This is a genomic window from Waterburya sp. (genome assembly GCF_058530065.1).
This window is the reverse complement of the sequence record NZ_JBZNBU010000299.1, coordinates 1-18805: the sequence shown is the minus strand read 5'-3', so window position 1 is coordinate 18805 and position 18805 is coordinate 1. Positions and strand designations below refer to the sequence as shown.

The 18805-nt window shown below is 39.3% G+C and carries 15 protein-coding genes; 7 read left to right on the top strand and 8 right to left on the bottom strand.

The genetic code is table 11. The annotated features are described in order from the left end of the window. Positions 1–435: 435 nt before the first annotated feature. Positions 436–2847: an endonuclease MutS2 gene (locus AC33VI_RS17915; RefSeq protein WP_491783624.1), complete on the bottom strand. Its 2412-nt coding sequence runs from the start codon at positions 2845–2847 to the stop codon at positions 436–438. Between the two features lie 184 nt (positions 2848–3031). On the opposite strand from AC33VI_RS17915, the gene AC33VI_RS17910 reads away from it, so the two are divergent. Continuing rightward, complete coding sequence (locus AC33VI_RS17910; protein WP_229640089.1) at positions 3032–3175, top strand: chlorophyll a/b-binding protein; 144 nt, start codon at positions 3032–3034, stop codon at positions 3173–3175. A 124-nt stretch (positions 3176–3299) separates the two neighbouring features. On the opposite strand, the gene AC33VI_RS17905 is transcribed toward AC33VI_RS17910, so the two are convergent. Next, positions 3300–4355 carry a hypothetical protein gene (locus AC33VI_RS17905; protein WP_491783623.1) on the bottom strand — a complete coding sequence of 352 codons (1056 nt, stop codon included), beginning with the start codon at positions 4353–4355 and terminating at the stop codon, positions 3300–3302. A gap of 169 nt (positions 4356–4524) precedes the next feature. Here AC33VI_RS17905 and AC33VI_RS17900 point away from each other — a divergent pair, with 169 nt between their 5' ends. Next, a complete protein-coding gene (locus tag AC33VI_RS17900; protein WP_491783622.1) occupies positions 4525–5346 on the top strand; it encodes a M48 family metallopeptidase in 822 nt (273 codons plus the stop codon). Positions 5347–5855: 509 nt separating this feature from the next. Beyond that, on the top strand, positions 5856–7343 hold the full coding sequence (locus tag AC33VI_RS17895; RefSeq protein ID WP_491783621.1) for a helix-turn-helix domain-containing protein: 1488 nt from the start codon (positions 5856–5858) through the stop codon (positions 7341–7343). A gap of 137 nt (positions 7344–7480) precedes the next feature. Here AC33VI_RS17895 and AC33VI_RS17890 read toward each other — a convergent pair whose 3' ends face one another. The 3 genes from AC33VI_RS17890 to AC33VI_RS17880 form a co-directional block, all read right to left on the bottom strand. Further along, positions 7481–10444, bottom strand: coding sequence for a peroxidase family protein (locus tag AC33VI_RS17890; protein ID WP_491783620.1), 2964 nt, complete (start codon positions 10442–10444; stop codon positions 7481–7483). Positions 10445–10897: 453 nt separating this feature from the next. Next, positions 10898–11524 carry a CPP1-like family protein gene (locus AC33VI_RS17885; RefSeq protein WP_491783619.1) on the bottom strand — a complete coding sequence of 209 codons (627 nt, stop codon included), beginning with the start codon at positions 11522–11524 and terminating at the stop codon, positions 10898–10900. A gap of 66 nt (positions 11525–11590) precedes the next feature. Next, positions 11591–11806, bottom strand: a complete 216-nt coding sequence (locus tag AC33VI_RS17880) for a DUF2839 domain-containing protein (RefSeq protein ID WP_491783618.1) — start codon at positions 11804–11806, stop codon at positions 11591–11593. A gap of 98 nt (positions 11807–11904) precedes the next feature. Between AC33VI_RS17880 and AC33VI_RS17875 the strand changes: the two genes are divergently transcribed. Further along, entirely contained in the window at positions 11905–12555 is a 651-nt protein-coding gene (locus AC33VI_RS17875) for an HAD-IB family phosphatase (protein ID WP_491783617.1), read from the top strand. 16 nt (positions 12556–12571) lie between these two features. Further along, positions 12572–14218, top strand: a complete 1647-nt coding sequence (gene pyrG / locus AC33VI_RS17870; protein WP_491783616.1) for a CTP synthase — start codon at positions 12572–12574, stop codon at positions 14216–14218. A gap of 126 nt (positions 14219–14344) precedes the next feature. On the opposite strand, the gene AC33VI_RS17865 is transcribed toward pyrG, so the two are convergent. Then, positions 14345–14908 carry a hypothetical protein gene (locus AC33VI_RS17865; RefSeq protein WP_491783615.1) on the bottom strand — a complete coding sequence of 188 codons (564 nt, stop codon included), beginning with the start codon at positions 14906–14908 and terminating at the stop codon, positions 14345–14347. Between the two features lie 809 nt (positions 14909–15717). On the opposite strand from AC33VI_RS17865, the gene hisIE reads away from it, so the two are divergent. Together hisIE and aroC are read left to right on the top strand one after the other, a co-directional pair. After that, positions 15718–16362, top strand: coding sequence for a bifunctional phosphoribosyl-AMP cyclohydrolase/phosphoribosyl-ATP diphosphatase HisIE (gene hisIE / locus AC33VI_RS17860; protein ID WP_491783614.1), 645 nt, complete (start codon positions 15718–15720; stop codon positions 16360–16362). 174 nt (positions 16363–16536) lie between these two features. After that, positions 16537–17631 (top strand): chorismate synthase, encoded by a 1095-nt coding sequence (gene aroC / locus AC33VI_RS17855; protein ID WP_491783613.1) that lies wholly within the window; start codon positions 16537–16539, stop codon positions 17629–17631. Positions 17632–17642: 11 nt separating this feature from the next. Here aroC and AC33VI_RS17850 read toward each other — a convergent pair whose 3' ends face one another. Beyond that, positions 17643–18548 carry an AEC family transporter gene (locus AC33VI_RS17850; protein ID WP_491783612.1) on the bottom strand — a complete coding sequence of 302 codons (906 nt, stop codon included), beginning with the start codon at positions 18546–18548 and terminating at the stop codon, positions 17643–17645. Positions 18549–18550: 2 nt separating this feature from the next. Further along, positions 18551–18805 (bottom strand): hypothetical protein (locus AC33VI_RS17845; RefSeq protein ID WP_491783611.1); only part of this gene is annotated, 255 nt, incomplete at its 5' end.

Below are 18805 nucleotides of genomic sequence, written 5' to 3'. Positions count from 1 at the left end.
GAACGTCCAAAGTATAATGAATTAGCTCTTTTATAGCAATTCTAAATTAAATCTGAAAGTCCTTCTATGGCGATCGTTACAACGAAATCAAAAACGGATTTTGGCAAATTATTTAAAATTTCTACAGAAATGAAAGACGACTATACTAGTTATTTTGTTCCAGTTGGTCGGCACAAATGTAAAAAATCAGCATATACAGCGTTTTTCAGTTTACTGAGGTACATCTAACTTCTGCCTCGTCCGAAAGTAAGGCGTTTAGTTAGCCGCAACTAGTCCTTTAGGGCTGCCCCCTGCCTGCATGCGGACACACGAATGTCCTTTGCGCCTTAAAACGATCTATTCTGTACCTGACTTAGATGAAAACTGCTGTAGTAGTTAGCTAATCTGCAAGTTTCTTAACTTGTCACGATTGAGTTATGGGTTATAGGTTATAAGTTATTTAATATGTACGATGGTTACTCCTGCGCCACCTTCTTTTTGCTCTGCTAATTCAAATTTACTAACTTGAGGATGACTTTTGAGATATTCATGAACTCCTTGACGCAATCTTCCCGTACCTTTACCGTGAATAATCCACAATAATCCCGATTCGATCGCCCGCGAGATGGCATTATCGATTTCTATTTCGGCATTACTTACCCGACTGCCACGAATATCTAGGGTGTTTTGGGAAGTACGCACCATCACCTTAGATTTTGTAGATTTAGCAGGGCTAGTTTTTTTGGTGGTTTTAGCTACCGATGTAGGTTTGACTTCTGCCTTTTGTCCGTCTAGAGATTCTATTTCTGCCAAACCGACATTTATTTTCATCATGCCAAAACGCACTACTAACTGTTCTGTCGCCTCGTCTATATTCAATACTTCTCCTGTCTGATTGAGGCGAGGAATTCTCACTCTTTCCCCTACTTTGGGTTTATAACTGGGTTTGGCTGGTTTGGGGGTTTGAGTTTTGGCTAATTCTCTGGCAGTAATGCGATCGATCGCTTCTGTGGCTTTTTGGGCTTTTTGAGCAGTAAGCTCTCCCTGTTGCAACTGACGAATCGCTTGGGCGATTTCTTTTTTGGCATCGGCGATCGCTTGGGTAACGGCTTTTTCTTGAACTGCTTTTAATTCTTGTTCTCTAGCTTGCAGATCTTTAGCTTTGCTCGATACCTCAGAATAAAAACGTTCGGTTTGTTCTAATAATTTACCTGCTTCTTGTGCTTTGGCTTCTTGTTCTCGCCGTTGTTCTTCTAGGGCAGCAATTACCTGATTGACATCTTCTGACGAACCAACACCTACCAAAGATTCAGCCTCATCAATAATATTTCCCTCTAGTCCCAAACGTCGAGCGATCGTCAGGGCATTAGAACGCCCAGGAATGCCCCAGAGGAGTCGATAGGTAGGTTGCAGGGTACTATCGTCAAATTCTACCGAAGCATTTTCAAAACGCTTGTCTTGATACTTAAGAGCTTTTAATTCTCCATAATGAGTAGTGGCAATGGTCAGCAAACTATTTTCTGCTAGATATTTTAAAATTGCGATCGCCAAGGCACTACCTTCTGCGGGATCTGTACCAGCCCCTACTTCATCTAAAAGGACTAAAGAGTGATTTACTTCTTCATGGTGTAAAGCATCGATAATGCGACCTATACGACGTATATGACCCGAAAAAGTCGATAAACTTTGCTGTAATGATTGCTCGTCTCCAATATCGGCTAGTACTACGTCAAACCAAGGTATCTCTACTGGTTCTTTAGCTGGAACGAACATTCCCGCCTTTGCCATTAATGCAGCCAAACCCATTGTTTTGAGGGTAACAGTTTTCCCGCCCGTATTAGGTCCTGTAATGGCTACTACTTTGGTTTCTTCTTTCACCAAAACATCAATGGGTACTACTTCCGTACCTTCTTCGTGTCTTTGCTGCCAAACTAACAAAGGATGGCGCAAGCGTCGCAGGGTAGTAGTTTCGGCTTTAGCTGGATTGATAAATCGAGGGGGGTTTGCTTCCAACCACAAACCATAGCGCGCCCTAGCAGTAGCTAGATCTAGCATGGTTGCCACTGCCAACACTTTTTCTAAATCTTCTTGGACTTCTGCTACTTTTTCCGATAGAGCTTTGAGAATTATTTCTTCTTCTCGTTTTTCTTGACGTTCTTTTTGACGCAGTTGATTGCCCAATTGTACTACTGCATTGGGTTCTATATAGTAAGTAGAGCCAGTAGCCGAAACATCGTGAACGATACCCTTAATAGTTTCCTTTTGGGCTGGTTTGACTGGCAAAACAAAGCGATCGCCCCTCTGGGTAATTACAGCTTCTTGGATGGCGGTTGGGTTACGCTGAATCGTAATTTGAAGGGATTTATAAATCCGCGATCGCAAGTTTTTCACTTCATGACGAATACCTGCCAGTTTGGGATTGGCGCGATCGGTTATTTCACCGCGATCGTCTATGCAATGGTGTATTTCTTTTTCTAGTTCGGGATAAGTCCGAATATCGACGACTAACTCGGCTAAAGTAGGTAATTCTTCACTTTTATTATCAATTAAACGACGTAAATAGCGGACTCCTGCCAAAGTCGTCGCCAAATTCAAAAGTTCTTTGGCAGGGAGAATACCTCCAATGCCAACTCTTTCTAAAGACGCGCCAATGTCTTGAATGCCCTTAAAAGTCCATCCCGAATCTAGTTCTTGTTCTAGATTGTAAATTTCTTTTGTTTGAGCCAGAAGTTTCTCGCTTTCTTGCTGGCTGGTAGGCAATTTTAAATGACGTGCTGCGACAACACCAAGCTTAGTTGCTGCAAAAGTAGATAGGTTTTGACATACGCGATGCCATTCTAATAGGTCTAAGGTTTCGGTGCTAATCACGGGCGGTTAAAATTGCTTTTTATAGTAAGAAGGTCTGAATGTTTGAGGCTTAAGGAAACACGATAATACTTTTTGGTGTAACTTACAGCTAAAGTATATTGCAACGGCTTGTATAAAAAAGTTACACTACATTAAGAATAGTTGACTTTAGCAGTTCTCTGCAACTACGGGATAATTTAAAAACATGGAAAAGAAAGAAGGTAAGTTTGGCTTCACCAATTACGCTGAAATTTGGAATGGTCGTTTGGCAATGATCGGTTTTGTTACCGCCCTCATCGTTGAAATGAATACGGGACACGGAGTTCTAGCTCAATTCGGTTTGATGTAATTGTTTAATTAATTTTAGATATCGATATTTTTCAGCCCTTGATACTGAGACAATTCTTAGTATTAAGGGCTATTTTCATCTATTTACAGATTAGCGGTAATGTTTCAGATCAAAGATCGATTAGTTAATTAGTGGGTAAAATCAAACTATTGACATCTTCAGCACTATCTAAAAGTAGTTGAGGATTGGCTTGCTCTGTAGAGATAATATTACCTATTCCTTTGGCTTCAATAGTAACTTCAGGGTTAATTAGCATATTTCTACCAGCGATCGCCGTTGTTTGGTTTTCGTCCCAAATTTTAGCTAGCTTTTGACGTATTTTGTCAAATTCAGCCATATTTTCAAAGTTAATCACAGTAAAATAGCGTTTGATGTTTTGGGTATCTACTTCCATAGCATAAACATCAAATTTTAGTTGGGGGCTGCGGGGAAATTTAACCAGTTTTCCCGTTAAGGTTCGGAGTTTACCATTCCAGGATGCGATCGCATCTAAAACTTCCACGGGTTTTTCTACAGTATCGTCTAATTGCAGATGAATTGGTTGGCGGGGATTTTGCTGAATTTGGTAACTAAGTTTAATAATATCTCCCCGATACAATCCTTGAGTATATTCCGTGTTGGAAACAAATACAGGGATTACTCGGTCTTGATATCCAACAACTAAAATTTTTCCAGCCTCGCCAATGGCGTGTACTTTACCGATGAAATTTGTTTGAGTTTTTAATTCTTGGGGGATATCTGTTTGTCTTTGATAGGGTTCGATTCCTTCGGGCTGCTGCCAAGGTTCTAATACTTGAATAGAGCTAGCGGTAATATGAGCTTGAGGACTGGGGTTGGCAATAATTTCACCTCTAACGCAGACTAAATCGTGACGGTTGGTTTGCTGGAGAGTTGCAACAGTTTCTGGATCTTGGGGGATTAGGGAAAATTCTCGATGGCTAAAAAAATTATTAGGTTCTCGCACCGACATAATAAACATTTGGGACTCGGCTGCTGCGCCGTGAATTCTGCCGATTAAACCCGTCTGGTTTAATTCTTGGGCTAATTTAGTCATTTCTAAGCCTTGATAGGCTTCTGGATGATAATTACACGCTTCTGACTTAGCTTGCCCCATTTGAGGTATCAAAACGCCAACTAAAGATAGGCAAATTAACAAAGCATATAAATATTTTCTATTCATCTAAAATCATTAATACAAATGCGAACTATAACTGACAAATATCTTAAACCTAAAACTCTAGTCAAAATTGTTGCTGGCAATCTTTTTAAATAGGTTAGGACTAAGGGTTGAAATAGGTATTTAGTAATTAAATATAAAATTGTTAACGAAGAGGAAGACTAAAGAAGTTATGAAATTGAAAAGAGCAAGAACGTTAAGCCTAATATTCCTTGCTAGTCTGATTGTAGTGGCAAACAGTTTGCCCGCTTCGGCATTTATCTTGGCAGGAATTGATTTTTTTGATGTATTTAGAGGGGCTGTAGAGTTTATTCAAGTAGCGACAATTTCTGACGAGCAAGAGATAGAAATTGGCAAGCAAACTAACAAACAAGTGCTAAGTCAATATAGACTTTACAACAATCCTCAAGTCCAAGATTATGTGGAGGATTTGGGGGAAGAATTATTGAATAATAGCGATAGCCGAGATATACCTTTTGTATTTCAAGTGGTGGATAGTGAAGAAGTGAATGCTTTTGCCACCCCTGGGGGATTTGTTTATGTCACTACAGGATTGTTAAAAACTGCGGAAAATAGAGCCCAACTAGCATCGGTAGTGGGACATGAAATCGCTCACATTAACGAAAGACATGGCATTGAAAGCTTAAAGCAAGCTGTTGCAGCTAGAGGCATGGCGACAGTTGCAGGGGTAGAAACTAGCGTGTTAGCTCAAACTGCCTATCAATTGGCAGTGGATTTGCCTCAGAGTCGTTCTTTTGAATATGAAGCAGATAGTAGTGGCTTAGAGATTCTGCAACAGTCTGGCTATCCCGCTCAAGCTTTTGCTGACTTTTTGGCTAAACTGGAAAGTGGAGGTGGTACGCCACAGTTTTTACGCACTCACCCCACTAGTGAAAATAGAATTAAAGCAATTTCCCAACTGAGCAATAATGAATCTAATAATAAAGGAATAGATGCTGGGGAGTATCGCAACAGTATCTTATCTCGTCTTTAACAACTAAGTACTCGTGCAAAATTAATTTGATAATTAAGATTGGGTAAAGGGTAAGGGGAAAAGGGAAAAGGGAATACAGAATATACAATTAATTCTGCTTAGGTACTTATTTATAAAATAAATATTAAACGCGAACAAATTGTCTTTAATTATTGATTAATTGTTCTTAAAAAAAGGTGACTAGGAAAAGTAGTCACCTTTATTAGTATATAGATTGAATAGTCGATTTAAACCAAATTATTGTTGGTTGATTAAATCTAAGTGATCGCTTTCAACTAAGAGTAAAACCCTTAAACATCGACAACCACAACATTTATTTTAATTTGATTTTCAAGCAACCATTTATCTTCTAGTATCTAATAATTTCATATTACAGTATCTGACAATAATTAATCAGTGAGTTAAAGTGGCAAAAAGTAACTTAGTTTAAAATTTATTGGTCAATGTAATTAATCTAAATTAGATTTACTCTAAGTAGCAAGATAAATAATTTTTATAGATTGGAATCGATGGATGCTAAACAAGCGGTTTTTTTAGTCGAAAAGTTATTTAATGAGAATTTTAAGACGGGTTTATCGGATGTTCAGGAATTAGTTTTAAGTGAATCTTTTCAAGATAATTCTTATCAAAAAATTGCCGACTCTTCTGGCTACGAACACGATTATATCAAACAAACTGGAGCTAAATTATGGCGTATTTTGTCCCAGCTTTTACAAAAAAAAGTCACTAAAAGTAATGCACGCAGTATATTAAGACAATATCAACAAGACCAAAATATTAGAGTTATTCCAACGATCGCTTCATCTCAATTGCAAGAAGATTGGGGGGATGCCATCGATACAAGCCATTTTTGGGGACGAGAATTAGAATTGATTCAATGTCAAAACTGGATCGAAAGCGATCGCTGTCGCTTGCTCAATATTTTGGGTATGGGAGGAGTAGGTAAAACTGCATTTGCTTCTAAATTAGCTAGAAATCTTGCGCCAAAATTTGACTTTGTCATTTGGCGTAGTTTGCGCAACGCACCTCTTGTTCGAGAATTAATTGGCGAGTTGATTTCGTTTGTTTCTGCCCATGAAGAAATCAATTTTAGTAATTCTGTAGAAAAGTTACTGGATTCTTTACTTTATTATCTAGCCTCAGTAAGATGCTTGATTATTCTCGATAATGTCGAGTCTATTTTGCGGAGTGGGGAAACAAGAGGACGCTATCAATCGGGATACGAAGGGTACGGTCAATTATTACGCCGTCTAACTGACGAACAGCATCAAAGTAGCGCAATTATAACTAGTCGCGAACAACCAATCGGCATAGGAAATAGAGAAGGAATAAAAGTGCGATCGCTCCAACTATCGGGATTGTCACTCCCCGCAACCCAAAAAATATTAGCAACTAAAGAGATCGAATTACCTCCTCAAACGATCAAGCAATATTGTGGCAATCCTTTAGTTCTGCAAATAGTAGCTACTACCATTAAATATGAATTTGGCGGTAATGTAGCCGAATTTCTGCAAGAGGAGATAATTGTTTTTGGCGATATCTGGGATCTTTTAGAACAGCAATTCAATCGCCTTGCCCCCATAGAACAAGCGGTCATGTATTGGTTGGCGATCGCTCGCGAAGCAGTAAGTTTATCTCAACTCAGACAAGAATTAGTGCCAAAACTCTCTCCTCGCCAACTATTGGAAGTTTTGGAATCCCTCTCCAAGCGATCGCTAATTGAAAAGACTAGTATCGGATTTAGTCAACAACCTATGGTTATGGAATACGCGATCGAAAAACTAATCAACATTTTGACAATGGAAGAATTAAACCTATTTCACACTGATTCCCCAATTAAAGTAGAAGATAAAGAGGATTTACCAGAAGCTCAAATTCATTCAATCTTACAACCAGTCATTGCTAAAATCAAAGTTAAAATCTTAGAAGACAGTGCGATCGTCGCCAGATTGCAGCGATACACTCAAAGATTGGATATACAGAGGGCTACTATTTAAGTATTTTATCTAACTAAATCGACTAGGGATTTGAGGTCTAAAAAAAAAGGATGAAAGTAGTTTCATCCCTCAAAACAAATTATTTAGTTATTCTAATTACACAAACTATTGTCAATCGACTATTGCTCTGTAAAGATTTACAAGTCTGCTGGTACTTCCTGAATGTAGTAAGCAGTACCTGTTTCGTCAACACCTTCCAATTGATAGTCGGGTAGACGGGCTAACACATCATCTCTTTCTACCACAGAAGGAGTATAGAAGTGAGAGTCTACTACAGGATTGTAAAAACGATATAGAGGAGTAGTTCCTTCTTGTTGAGTTTCGTATCCGTAATAGGTAATACCTTCATAAGTATAGTTAGGTAACTCTAGAACAGCATTTCTTTCTGCTTCGGCGATGGTGTATAGGTGAACCCCAGTGTCTCGGTTTAGGAAACGATAAACTGGTCTTGCCCCTGTAAGCAAGTCTTCATCTTCAGGAACTCCGACATAAGATGCGCCTTCAAATGTGAAGTCTTCTCTAGTCTCACGCAGAATGTCTCTTTCGTTTTCATCAGGAGTATAGAAGTGTACTCCTTCATTAGGACGGAAGAAACGATAGACTGTTGCACCATTAGTGACTTTTTCACTTTGAGTGTATTCGATAATCTCATCGCGACTCAAACCAGCCACATCTTCAATCGAACCGCCACTAGCTCCGCCATCTTCGGCAAAGTAGTTGCTGATAGTTAGGTCTTGGTCTGGGTTAAGTACCCCGTCTTGATTGATGTCAAGCACGAGATCGCGATCCGATTTTTTGATTCCGATTCGACCAGGGGCTGGATTGAGTAAAGTAGCATTAACGGGAGTGCCACCGCCACCGGCAAAGATTTGTAAAACGTCGTTGGGGCCAGCTTCTTCAACAATTTCTACTCCCCCATCAATTTGGTCTAGAACGAGCCTATAAGTATCGTTGTTTAAGCCACCGCTAAGAACGTCTCCAGCACCTGCAGCGACGAGCAAGTCCGAACCATTTCCACCTACTAGGCTGTCCGCACCAGCTTCACCATAAAGACTGTCATTTCCGCTACTACCAAAAACGATATCATCACCGTCGCCAGCAAAAACTTCGTCAGCACCACTTTCGGCAGTGATTAAATCAGCAGCTTCTGTACCGTTAATCCGAAATTGACCAGCATCACTTTCTACAGTACCTCGAACTTCGTTGGTGAAAGGAACGACAAAAGCATTGTCGGGAACCAGTTCGGGAGTAGATACGTGATTGGCAATGACGCTACTCAAAGTAATTTCATTGAGATCCGTACCGATCGCATTGGAAACTACGTTTAAGAGAGAATCTTCATTCGCTAGTTCGTCAGTATAGAAAAAGCGATCTCCATCTCGCAAGCGAGCAAACTGATCTCCCAAAATCGCGCTAAATGTAGGTCCTAGCAAAGCACCGTTTTGGGGAATTTCTGCCAATCCAGCCAGCCAAAGGTCAATATCTTCAACATTGTCATAAGCTTCGACAAATTTAGCTGCTACTTCTTCCCCAAAGATCGGATTTAGATCTTCAAAGCTTTCGATCGGATTATCGGGGTTCAGGGAATTATAAATTGTTGTATAGCTAGCAACACCAAGCTCGCGACCCCTTTGTAGGTTAATCGCAACCAAATCCTGTCCGCCATTTCCTGGTTCGCCAAAGAGGTTGTTGCGAACTCCATCGATTACTCGTTCGTCAAGATCGTTAGCTTGTTGATAGTTTAGACCCAATAAGATATCGTCAACACCATTTTGACTGACTTCTTGGGGAGTGAAAAAAGCCTCTCTTAGAGAATAACTACCAATACCATTATTATCAACAGTACGGATTTGGTCGGAAAGAAGAGTGTGTCCCAAACGATAAGCCGCACCTGCAAATTCTAGAGCAATACTAGGATCGAGTAGATCTTCATCGATTTTTTGCAGATCTTCTGGACCTTCATTACCCAGTAAAATGGGCAAAAACTCTTCGTAAGTGATGATTTGGTTTTTAGCCGCAACGATATCTCTAGAAGCTTCGTAAATAAATTCACCGCGAATTTGTTCTTCGCTAGGTTCAAATCCCAAGTTTAGAGAAGGTACGTACTCGTCTCTAAATTGTTCGTAAGCTTGAGTTAATCTGGGATCGTCATTGGCATCTAAATGAAATGCAACTTTATCGGCAACTAAGTTGTGTTCGCGGATAAACAGAGTATGAATGGCGATCAAACCAACTTGTTCGTTGATTCGGGGGTCGCCAGAGATAAACTCTTCCTCGTCTTGGGTACGGTTTCCAGGGTCGGCGTTAGGCGAACCAGCGCGGTTGTAGGGAGCTAAGATTTCACCAGAGGTATTATTAGGGTCTCTGCCATTGGCAAAAGCTAACCCATCAGTACCATAGGCATCGTTCGCGACTAAAAGTTTCCCATCAAAAGGAGATTCCCCTTCAGGAGGTAAGGGAACTCCACCCTCTTCGTGAATATCGAAAAGTTCTAATTCACCTTCTTCGTTAACCTCAAATCCTTTACCAAAAAAACTGTTTCCTAAGTCACTTCGTTTAGCTGCAGCGCGAGCATAGTCCGAACCATAACCATTAGAACCATCAATAAAAGAAGTGATTTCATTAACAACTTCTCTAGGATTATCAGGACCAGTGCCAGTTCCAGATTCTGCGGGAACTCGACCTAAAAGGATTTTGGTGAATCGAGGCTCGGAATAAAGAATATCATCTGGACTAAGATCGATACTGACATCATTAGCTGTAAATTCATCTTCTTCTTGAATTGCTAAGATATTTGTCCCTTCCGACAAACTCAAGTCATGGTCTAAAAACTGTCCCCACTGCCACAACCAGTCACTAGCGTTTACTGGGTTGCCAGTTACATTTCCTTGGTCGGCGATGATGTTACTGACATCTCTAGCATTGGGTAGAGTTTCATCTAAATTAATTCCTCCCCCTCTGGGTTCGTTAAAGCCATCTTCAAAAGCTAGAGGAAAAATATGGATTAGGGGAGCTTCTACTTGTCCTGGATAAATACCACGTTCTTCGTCAAATTCTTGGTTTTCAACACCACTTATTCTGCGAATATCAATATCAACCACTTTTGGTTACCTCTCTGAAATTACTAAAAGCATATAAAATAAGCCGAATAACTTTAAAATTAGTATTAAGCTTGGTTAATTAACTTAATATATTGTTAAAGTATTATTTAACGGTGGCTTACTCTGATTTTGAGCGGTTTGCTACTATCAGAGCAACTACAGTTTAACCGATGAAACTGTATATAACACCTAGGCTATTAATGTATTACGATTTAGCTGATTTTTTTATGCAGATAATATAAAATTAACCTTCTATATTTTGTTTTGTAACATCAGTATTATCATTAGGTTGTATTCTTGCTCTATAGATAATTGATACGTACGGCAGGCAAAAAAAATGTCCCAAGAGTTTAATATCTTGGAACAAAAAAGAAACAAATATATTTAGATTGAAAATATGTGGTTGGGGAATTAGTCTTACTAAAGTCGCTAAACGTTATATATAAGTTTGTTTTATCTTAAAAAGCAACTAACCAACCAAAACAGACAAAAGGTGACAGCAGATGCAAACTGATCTTCTCCCAGAGTAGTCACGCCACTCTGACTCAATAATAAACTAGCTAGCCCAGTACCTAGAGCAATTCCCACAAATAAAGCTAAAAAACTAATTAAAAAAGCTCTTCCCGCTCTACCTTCTTTACGATTGAGAAAATAGATATTGGCGATAAAGCCCAATGCCATTAACAGAGGAAGAATTGATGCTCCTGTATTTTGAGCGAAGACAGCGATCGCCGAAAGGGTGAGGAAAATTCCTGTTGGCCAAAGGATATCCCCTTGAGAAGGAGTATCGATGAGTTCTTGCAGCCAGACGGCGGAATCTTCCTTAACAAGTTGCGGAATTTTAATTGATTTTTCTAAATTACGTTCGGGAAAACGAATTTTCTCGGGAACTTTAATTTTTCCTTCTTGACGTAACCGCAAGCGATCCATGATGATTGAATCATAGGCAATCTCTACTGTTTCTAATACAGCACTGTCATTGCCATATTGCTCGAAAAGTCGCTTTTTGGCAGCTTGAATTTCTTCAAATGAAGAATTTTCTGTGACCCCAAGTTGTTCGTAGGGATTTTGTTCGCTCATTTCTTAACCTGCTGTGTATTTATGTCAATAAATTAATTTTAAATTTTTGAAATTCTGCCTTTGTGGTTAATAAACTTCCCAGAAACCGAATGCTGGCCCGATAAACCTGACAGTAAACCAGATAGCAATCATTATACCAATACCAATCCAAGCTCCCGTACTGGTTAATTTGATAAACTTTTCTGATTGGGCTTTAGTAATGGGTAACCAGGGTATTAGTCTGTCTGTATCTGTTCCATAGCGATCGCCCAAGGCTGCTTTACGGCGTTTTGATTCTCCCATAATATTTAGAATGGTTAATAAGTATATATTTATAGGTCGATCATAACGTTTTCTGGTCGTGCGATAACTAGTTTTACTTTCACTTTTTATTACAAATAATGAAATTTTCCCGTGTTGTTTTTTGTGATTTCGATGGCACAATCACGACAGAAGACACTTTTGTGCGAGTGTTAGACAAATTTGCTCCAGAAGTATCGGCTAAATTACTACCCATGATTTTTGAGCGTAAAATGACTCTCAAAGAAGGAATCAAACAAACCATCGGTTCAATTCCCGCTGTTCATTATGCTGAAATTATAGAATATATTGCCGACCATCCGATTCGCCCTGGATTTATAGAATTTGCAGATTTTCTTAACGATTTGAACGTTCCTTTAGTGGTGATTTCTGGGGGTTTGATCGATATAGTCAAAGCAGTATTATCAACAAGACAATCGATCGATCGCATTACCGCAATTCATGCAGCAGAAGTTAACAGTACGGGCAAATTGTTAGAGGTTTCTTCGATTTTTGAAGGAGAGACAGAATTGGTAGCCAAAGCGAAAGCTATGGCGCAATATCCAGCAGCTGAAAGCATTGCTATCGGCGATTCGGTGACTGATATTAATATGTCATTGACGGCAGATTTGGTATTTGCTCGCGATCGCCTGAGAAAATATTTAGATACAGAAAATAAATCTTATGTCGAATGGTCGGATTTTTTTGATATACGCGATCGCTTGGTCGAACATTGGGCAATTAATCTTTAAATAATTATTATTCATTATGGCTAAATTTGTTTTTATTACGGGTGGTGTTGTTTCCAGTATTGGAAAAGGGATTGTGGCAGCTAGTCTCGGCAGATTGTTAAAGTCGCGGGACTATTCTGTATCTATTTTGAAACTAGATCCTTATATTAATGTCGATCCTGGTACGATGAGTCCCTACCAACATGGGGAGGTCTTTGTTACCGATGATGGCGCGGAAACCGATTTAGACTTGGGACATTACGAACGTTTTACCGATACCTCCATGTCTCGCCTCAATAGTGTCACTACAGGTTCGATCTATCAAGCGGTAATTAATAAAGAAAGACGGGGCGACTATGAAGGGGGTACAGTACAAGTAATTCCTCATATCACCAACGAGATTAAAGAAAGAATTCACCGCGTAGCGCAGAATACTAATTCTGACGTGGTAATCGTCGAGATTGGCGGTACTGTAGGGGATATCGAATCGTTGCCGTTTATGGAAGCAATTCGTCAATTTCGGAAAGACGTAGGGCGAGAAAATGCCATCTATACCCACGTTACCTTGATTCCCTGGATTCCCGCCGCAGGGGAAATGAAAACCAAACCCACTCAGCATTCAGTCAAAGAGTTACGTTCCATTGGCATTCAGCCAGATATTTTGGTCTGTCGTTGCGATCGCCCTTTATTTCCTGGGATTAAAGAAAAAATCGCCGAATTTTGCGATGTTGAGGTAAATTCAGTCGTCACTTCTCTCGATGCCAGTACGATCTATGAAGTACCTTTAATCCTCGAAAAAGAAGGACTAGCCCAACAAACCCTAGAACTATTAAAACTAGAACAACGGCAACCCGATTTAGAAAATTGGCGCAATCTAGTAATTAAGATGAATTCTACTCGCACCAATATAGAAGTGGCGATCGTCGGTAAATACATACAATTGAGCGATGCCTATCTTTCAGTTGTCGAAGCTTTGGGACATGGTGCGATCGCGGCAAATGCAGAGGTTAATTTACGTTGGGTAAGTGCCGAAGATATCGAGCTTCACGGCGCAGCAAAATACCTCCAAGATGTAGCGGGGGTCATCGTACCAGGGGGTTTTGGTATTCGAGGTGTAGATGGCAAAGTAGCAGCGATCGAATATGCCCGTACTCAAAATCTTCCTTTCTTGGGTTTGTGTTTGGGAATGCAGTGTTGCGCGATCGAGTGGGCGCGGAATGTAGCGCAATTAAAAGATGCCAATAGTTCAGAATTCGATCCTGACAGTCCCAACCCGATTATTAATATTTTACCCGAACAACAAGATGTGATCGATCTTGGCGGTACTATGCGCTTGGGTATTTACCCTTGTCGTCTCAAACCCGATACTTTGGCTCATTCTTTATATCAAGATGAAGTGATTTACGAACGCCATCGCCATCGTTATGAGTTTAATAATGCTTACCGCAGTTTATTACTCGAAACTGGTTATGAAATTAGCGGAACATCCCCCGACGGACGTTTAGTAGAAATTCTGGAAATGCCCAATCATCCCTTCTTTATTGCCACTCAGTTTCACCCCGAGTTTCGTTCTCGTCCCAACAATCCCCATCCATTATTTTTAGGCTTTGTTCGTGCTGCTTTAAAAACAAATAAGCCTGTAAATATCCCAGAAACCAATCATGAAGTTGAAACTCATGTTTAGTGATTAATTTGAGGTATCGATCGCTAAAAAAAATCTCCCTAGATTAATCTAAGGAGATTTTTGATTTTGATCGGGTGGATGACCGTAGGAAGTAATTTATTTATTGCAATGAACTCTTGTCAACATTTAGAATTGAGGACTAACATTATCGATCGCATCTTCTGCGGATTCGATTAAGCTTTCTTCCGTACCATCAATACTAGACTGCTCGTTAATTTCGCTATCTTCAGAAGCTTCTAGTTCGGGAGTTTCGATTTCAGCAGTTTCAGCATCTTCGATTTCTTCAGAGGCTTCTAGTTCTGCGTCTTCAATTTCAGCAGTTTCTGCGTCTTCGATTTCTTCAGAGGCTTCTAATTCTGTATCTTCAATATCTTCGGAAGCTTCTAGTTCTTCCCATTCGACTTCTTCGGAAGCTTCTAGTTCTGTATTTTCAATGTCTTCAGAGGCTTCTAATTCTGTATCTTCAATGTCTTCGGAAGCTTCTAGTTCTGCGTCTTCAATGTCTTCAGAGGCTTCTAATTCTGTATCTTCAATTCCTTCAATATCCTGTAACTCAATCTCATCAGGAACTATTTCTACAGAGTTGTCTGCTTGAGTAATGTCAGGTGTACCACTTTTAACGGAAGTAGCAACACCTAATAGAGCAACTAAACCTAAAGTGATAGATAGAGCTTTAAATTCAAGTTTCATGGTTATCCTTTTAATTTATTCTTTTGTTTGGTTTCTACAAGATAAATAGAAAAAGTAAAGAAAAAGATAGACTCAAAAACTTTTTTTATTAATTGCTATTTTCTGAAAATGGGAACTTTTCAAAGCCACCATAAGTCGCTAAAACAAATACAAAAAGTAAAAAAATAGATAAATTAATAATTATTATTTAAAAATTTAATTGTAAAACTCAAAAAAAATTAAAACCAAAGTTTTTTTATAGGTAAAAATGCTGATATCGCTGAACAAGCATTATTCTTTAAATAAGTCTTACCGTAATACTGTAATTTACAATATCTTAAGCTATAGTCATTCTAATTAATTTTTTATATCCTTGAAGATATCGGTATGAGTAGTCAAAAATCAGATAGTAGAGGCTAATAATAGTCAATCTAATATTCAATTTAGATAATTCTTGTTCGAGATAAAGATAAGCATCAAAAATAAATAATAAATGATATATCAATGATTTTTGCTAGAAAAACCAGTAACTACCAGAAAAGTTAATATCTGGTAAATGAAAATCAAAAACTTAGATAATAAAAGTAAAAAATATAGTAAGACTAAACCACTACAAAATAAATCTTGGACTAAGTATTTTGGCGTAGACAAATAATTAAAAATACTGAAAACAAGTTTCAAGATCGAGCTAATATAAATTAGCGATCAATCGTAAAATCAAAATCGATTAAACCTACAGTTGCTTTTGACTCCTACAGAAAGCAGTTTGGAGTTTGGACTTTTTTGCGTGACAATAGAAAATTGACTTTCGAGCGACACCAAAAAGAATCATGTCTTCTAGCAAAATTGATAATCTAAACATTCCTCTAGAAAAAATTCAATACAATGACCGAGGGCTAGTACCTGCGATCGCTCAAGACTATCTAGATGGTACGGTGTTGATGATGGCTTGGATGAATCGAGAATCTTTACAAAAAACCATCGAGACGGGAGAAACTTGGTATTGGAGCAGATCTCGTCAAGAATTGTGGCACAAAGGAGCAACTTCAGGACACATTCAAAAAGTGCGATCGCTGCGTTACGATTGCGATAGCGATGCCTTGTTAGTTACTATCGAACAAATTGGCGATATTGCCTGCCACAAAGGAGAAAGAAGCTGTTTTCATCAAGTAGATGACAACAACAAACAAGCTCCTCCCGCAGATACCCTCTCGGAAGTATATCGAGTAATTCGCGATCGCCAAACCAATCCTAATGAAAGTTCTTATACCTGTCAGCTATTTGCAGGGGGAGATAATAAAATTCTCAAAAAGATTGGCGAAGAATCGGCGGAAGTAGTCATGGCTTGTAAAGATGACGATCAAAGCGCGATCGCATCGGAAGTAGCAGATTTGTTTTATCACACTCTAGTAGCTTTAGCCTATCACGATGTAGATATTCGCGACGTTTACCGTCAATTGCAATCCAGAAGATAAGTAGTTGTGCAATGGATAGTTTAGATTGGGGAAGGGGTAAAGGTTAAAGGTTAAAGGTTAAAGATTAGGGGAATAGTTGTTTTTAGTGTTTAATTTAAACTAAAAACTAATTACTAAAGACTAAAAACTATAAGATAAAATACAGAGTCGCCTACCAAAGAAATTAAAAGCATCATGGGGAACACTTTCGGCAAAATATTTCGCATTACTACTTATGGAGAATCTCACGGAGGAGGTGTCGGGGTAGTTATTGATGGTTGTCCCCCGCAGCTTGAGATTAGCGAAGCAGAAATTCAGATAGACCTAGACCGTAGAAGACCAGGACAGAGTAAAATTACTACTCCCAGAAAAGAGAGCGATACTTGCGAAATTATGTCGGGGGTATTTGAAGGTAAAACTTTAGGGACTCCCATTTCAATTTTGGTACGCAATAAAGACGCAAGATCCCAAGACTACGACGAAATGGCGGTTAAATACCGTCCTTCCCATGCCGATGCTACCTATGACGCTAAATATGGCATCCGTAATTATAAAGGTGGCGGCAGATCTTCAGCCAGGGAAACTATCGGTCGAGTTGCCGCAGGTGCGATCGCCAAAAAAATCCTCAAGGAAGTTGCAGGAGTTGAAATTATTGGCTATGTTAAGCGCATCAAAGACATAGAAGCGGAAGTCGATAGCAATACGGTGACTCTAGAACAGGTAGAAAGCAATATCGTTCGCTGTCCCAATGCCGAATATGCGGAAAAAATGATCGATCGCATCGATTTGGCTAGAAAAGATAAAGATTCTCTTGGTGGGGTAGTAGAATGTGTAGCTCGCAAAGTACCCAGAGGTTTGGGCGATCCCGTCTTTGATAAATTAGAAGCAGAATTAGCTAAAGGGGTGATGTCTCTTCCCGCAACTAAAGGCTTTGAAATTGGTTCGGGTTTTGCTGGCACAACCATGACTGGTAGCGAACATAATGATGAGTTTTATATTGACGAGGATGGGGAAACTAGAACCGTTTCCAATCGCTCTGGAGGAGTCCAAGGAGGCATTTCTAACGGTGAAAACATCGTAATCCGAGTGGCATTCAAACCCACCGCCACCATCGGTAAAGAACAAAAAACCGTTACCAAAGGCGGAGAAGAAACCCTTTTGGCAGCCAAAGGAAGACACGATCCTTGTGTCTTACCCAGAGCAGTCCCAATGGTTGAAGCAATGGTCGCTTTAGTTTTGTGCGATCGCCTTTTATACAATAACGCCCAATGTAAAACCTTGAATAACTAAATAATAGACAATTAGTTAAATAAACTACTACTTTTAACTACTAATAAAACAAATGGCAAGGTAACAAAACTTATCAAGGTAGAAGTAACAATCGCTCTGGCGACTAAATCTCGATCCCCACCAAATTCGCTAACAATAATAAAAGAATTAACTGCGGTGGGCATAGCACTTTGTATAACGAGTACTTGTAAATCTAAAGTCTCTAGGTGTAAAAGTCTGCCGATGCCATAAGCAATAGCAGGAGCAACGATTAAACGAGCGATCGCAACCAGGGTTTCTTTAAATCTGGGTTTAAACTTAGTTTCTGATAGTTGAATGCCCAAAACAATTAAAGCTATGGGGATTGCTGCTGCCCCTAACTGCTGAATGCCTTTGTCTAATTCCCAAGGTAGCTTAAGGGAAAACAAGCGCAAGCTAATACCAAATAAGATTGCCCAAATTAAAGGCAATTTCAAAGTTAAGCTCAACCCTTTGGAAAAACCTTTTCCTTGAATAATTGCAGGGCCAAAACAAAACATCAAGAAGCTAGAGCCTATCATATAAACAATCGCTCGATCCAACCCTGCCGATCCCAAAGCAAAGGTGACTACTGGTAAGCCCATATTGCCATTGTTAGGAAACATAACAATAGCCGTAATTCCCCTACTGAGAGGAGTAGCTAAATTAAATAATTTACTTCCCAGCCCAACCAAACCGTAAATGATGGCAGAAGTCAGAGCAAAGCCAATTAATAATTTACTAGAACTGACGACAGATAATTGAGTTCGATACAAACTATCTACTACCAAAGCAGGAGATAAAGTATACAAAGCTAACTGAGATAGAGTAGATCGCTCTAAAGATAAATTCTGCCCGATAATAAAGCCAATTAAGATAATTAAGCCGACTGGTAATACCGCAGGAAGTAAAGTCGTCACTTCTATGATTTTAAGATTTTCTTAAACTTTTTTTTCAATTTACGAAATAGCTCTTTTGTATATCTGTCAAGGTTTTTAACAATTTCTTTAGGAGTAGCCCAACCCACAACACTCCCCAGAAAGGATTTTATTTTGTTATGGTATTTGTAACAATTAGAAACATTTCCCCTGCCATTGATGCGTATGGTTGCTACATATCCCCTAAAACCAAAAGCACAGGACACTGAATATTTAAAAAGTGTCTGGGAAACTATTAG

What these genes read in the sequence shown, in the direction of transcription:
- AC33VI_RS17910 (WP_229640089.1), top strand. Translation starts at nt 3,032, where the DNA reads ATGGAAAAGAAAGAAGGTAAGTTTGGCTTCACCAATTACGCTGAAATT.
- AC33VI_RS17905 (WP_491783623.1), bottom strand. Translation starts at nt 4,355, where the DNA reads ATGAATAGAAAATATTTATATGCTTTGTTAATTTGCCTATCTTTAGTT.
- AC33VI_RS17900 (WP_491783622.1), top strand. Translation starts at nt 4,525, where the DNA reads ATGAAATTGAAAAGAGCAAGAACGTTAAGCCTAATATTCCTTGCTAGT.
- AC33VI_RS17895 (WP_491783621.1), top strand. Translation starts at nt 5,856, where the DNA reads ATGGATGCTAAACAAGCGGTTTTTTTAGTCGAAAAGTTATTTAATGAG.
- AC33VI_RS17885 (WP_491783619.1), bottom strand. Translation starts at nt 11,524, where the DNA reads ATGAGCGAACAAAATCCCTACGAACAACTTGGGGTCACAGAAAATTCT.
- AC33VI_RS17880 (WP_491783618.1), bottom strand. Translation starts at nt 11,806, where the DNA reads ATGGGAGAATCAAAACGCCGTAAAGCAGCCTTGGGCGATCGCTATGGA.
- AC33VI_RS17875 (WP_491783617.1), top strand. Translation starts at nt 11,905, where the DNA reads ATGAAATTTTCCCGTGTTGTTTTTTGTGATTTCGATGGCACAATCACG.
- pyrG (WP_491783616.1), top strand. Translation starts at nt 12,572, where the DNA reads ATGGCTAAATTTGTTTTTATTACGGGTGGTGTTGTTTCCAGTATTGGA.
- AC33VI_RS17865 (WP_491783615.1), bottom strand. Translation starts at nt 14,908, where the DNA reads ATGAAACTTGAATTTAAAGCTCTATCTATCACTTTAGGTTTAGTTGCT.
- hisIE (WP_491783614.1), top strand. Translation starts at nt 15,718, where the DNA reads ATGTCTTCTAGCAAAATTGATAATCTAAACATTCCTCTAGAAAAAATT.
- aroC (WP_491783613.1), top strand. Translation starts at nt 16,537, where the DNA reads ATGGGGAACACTTTCGGCAAAATATTTCGCATTACTACTTATGGAGAA.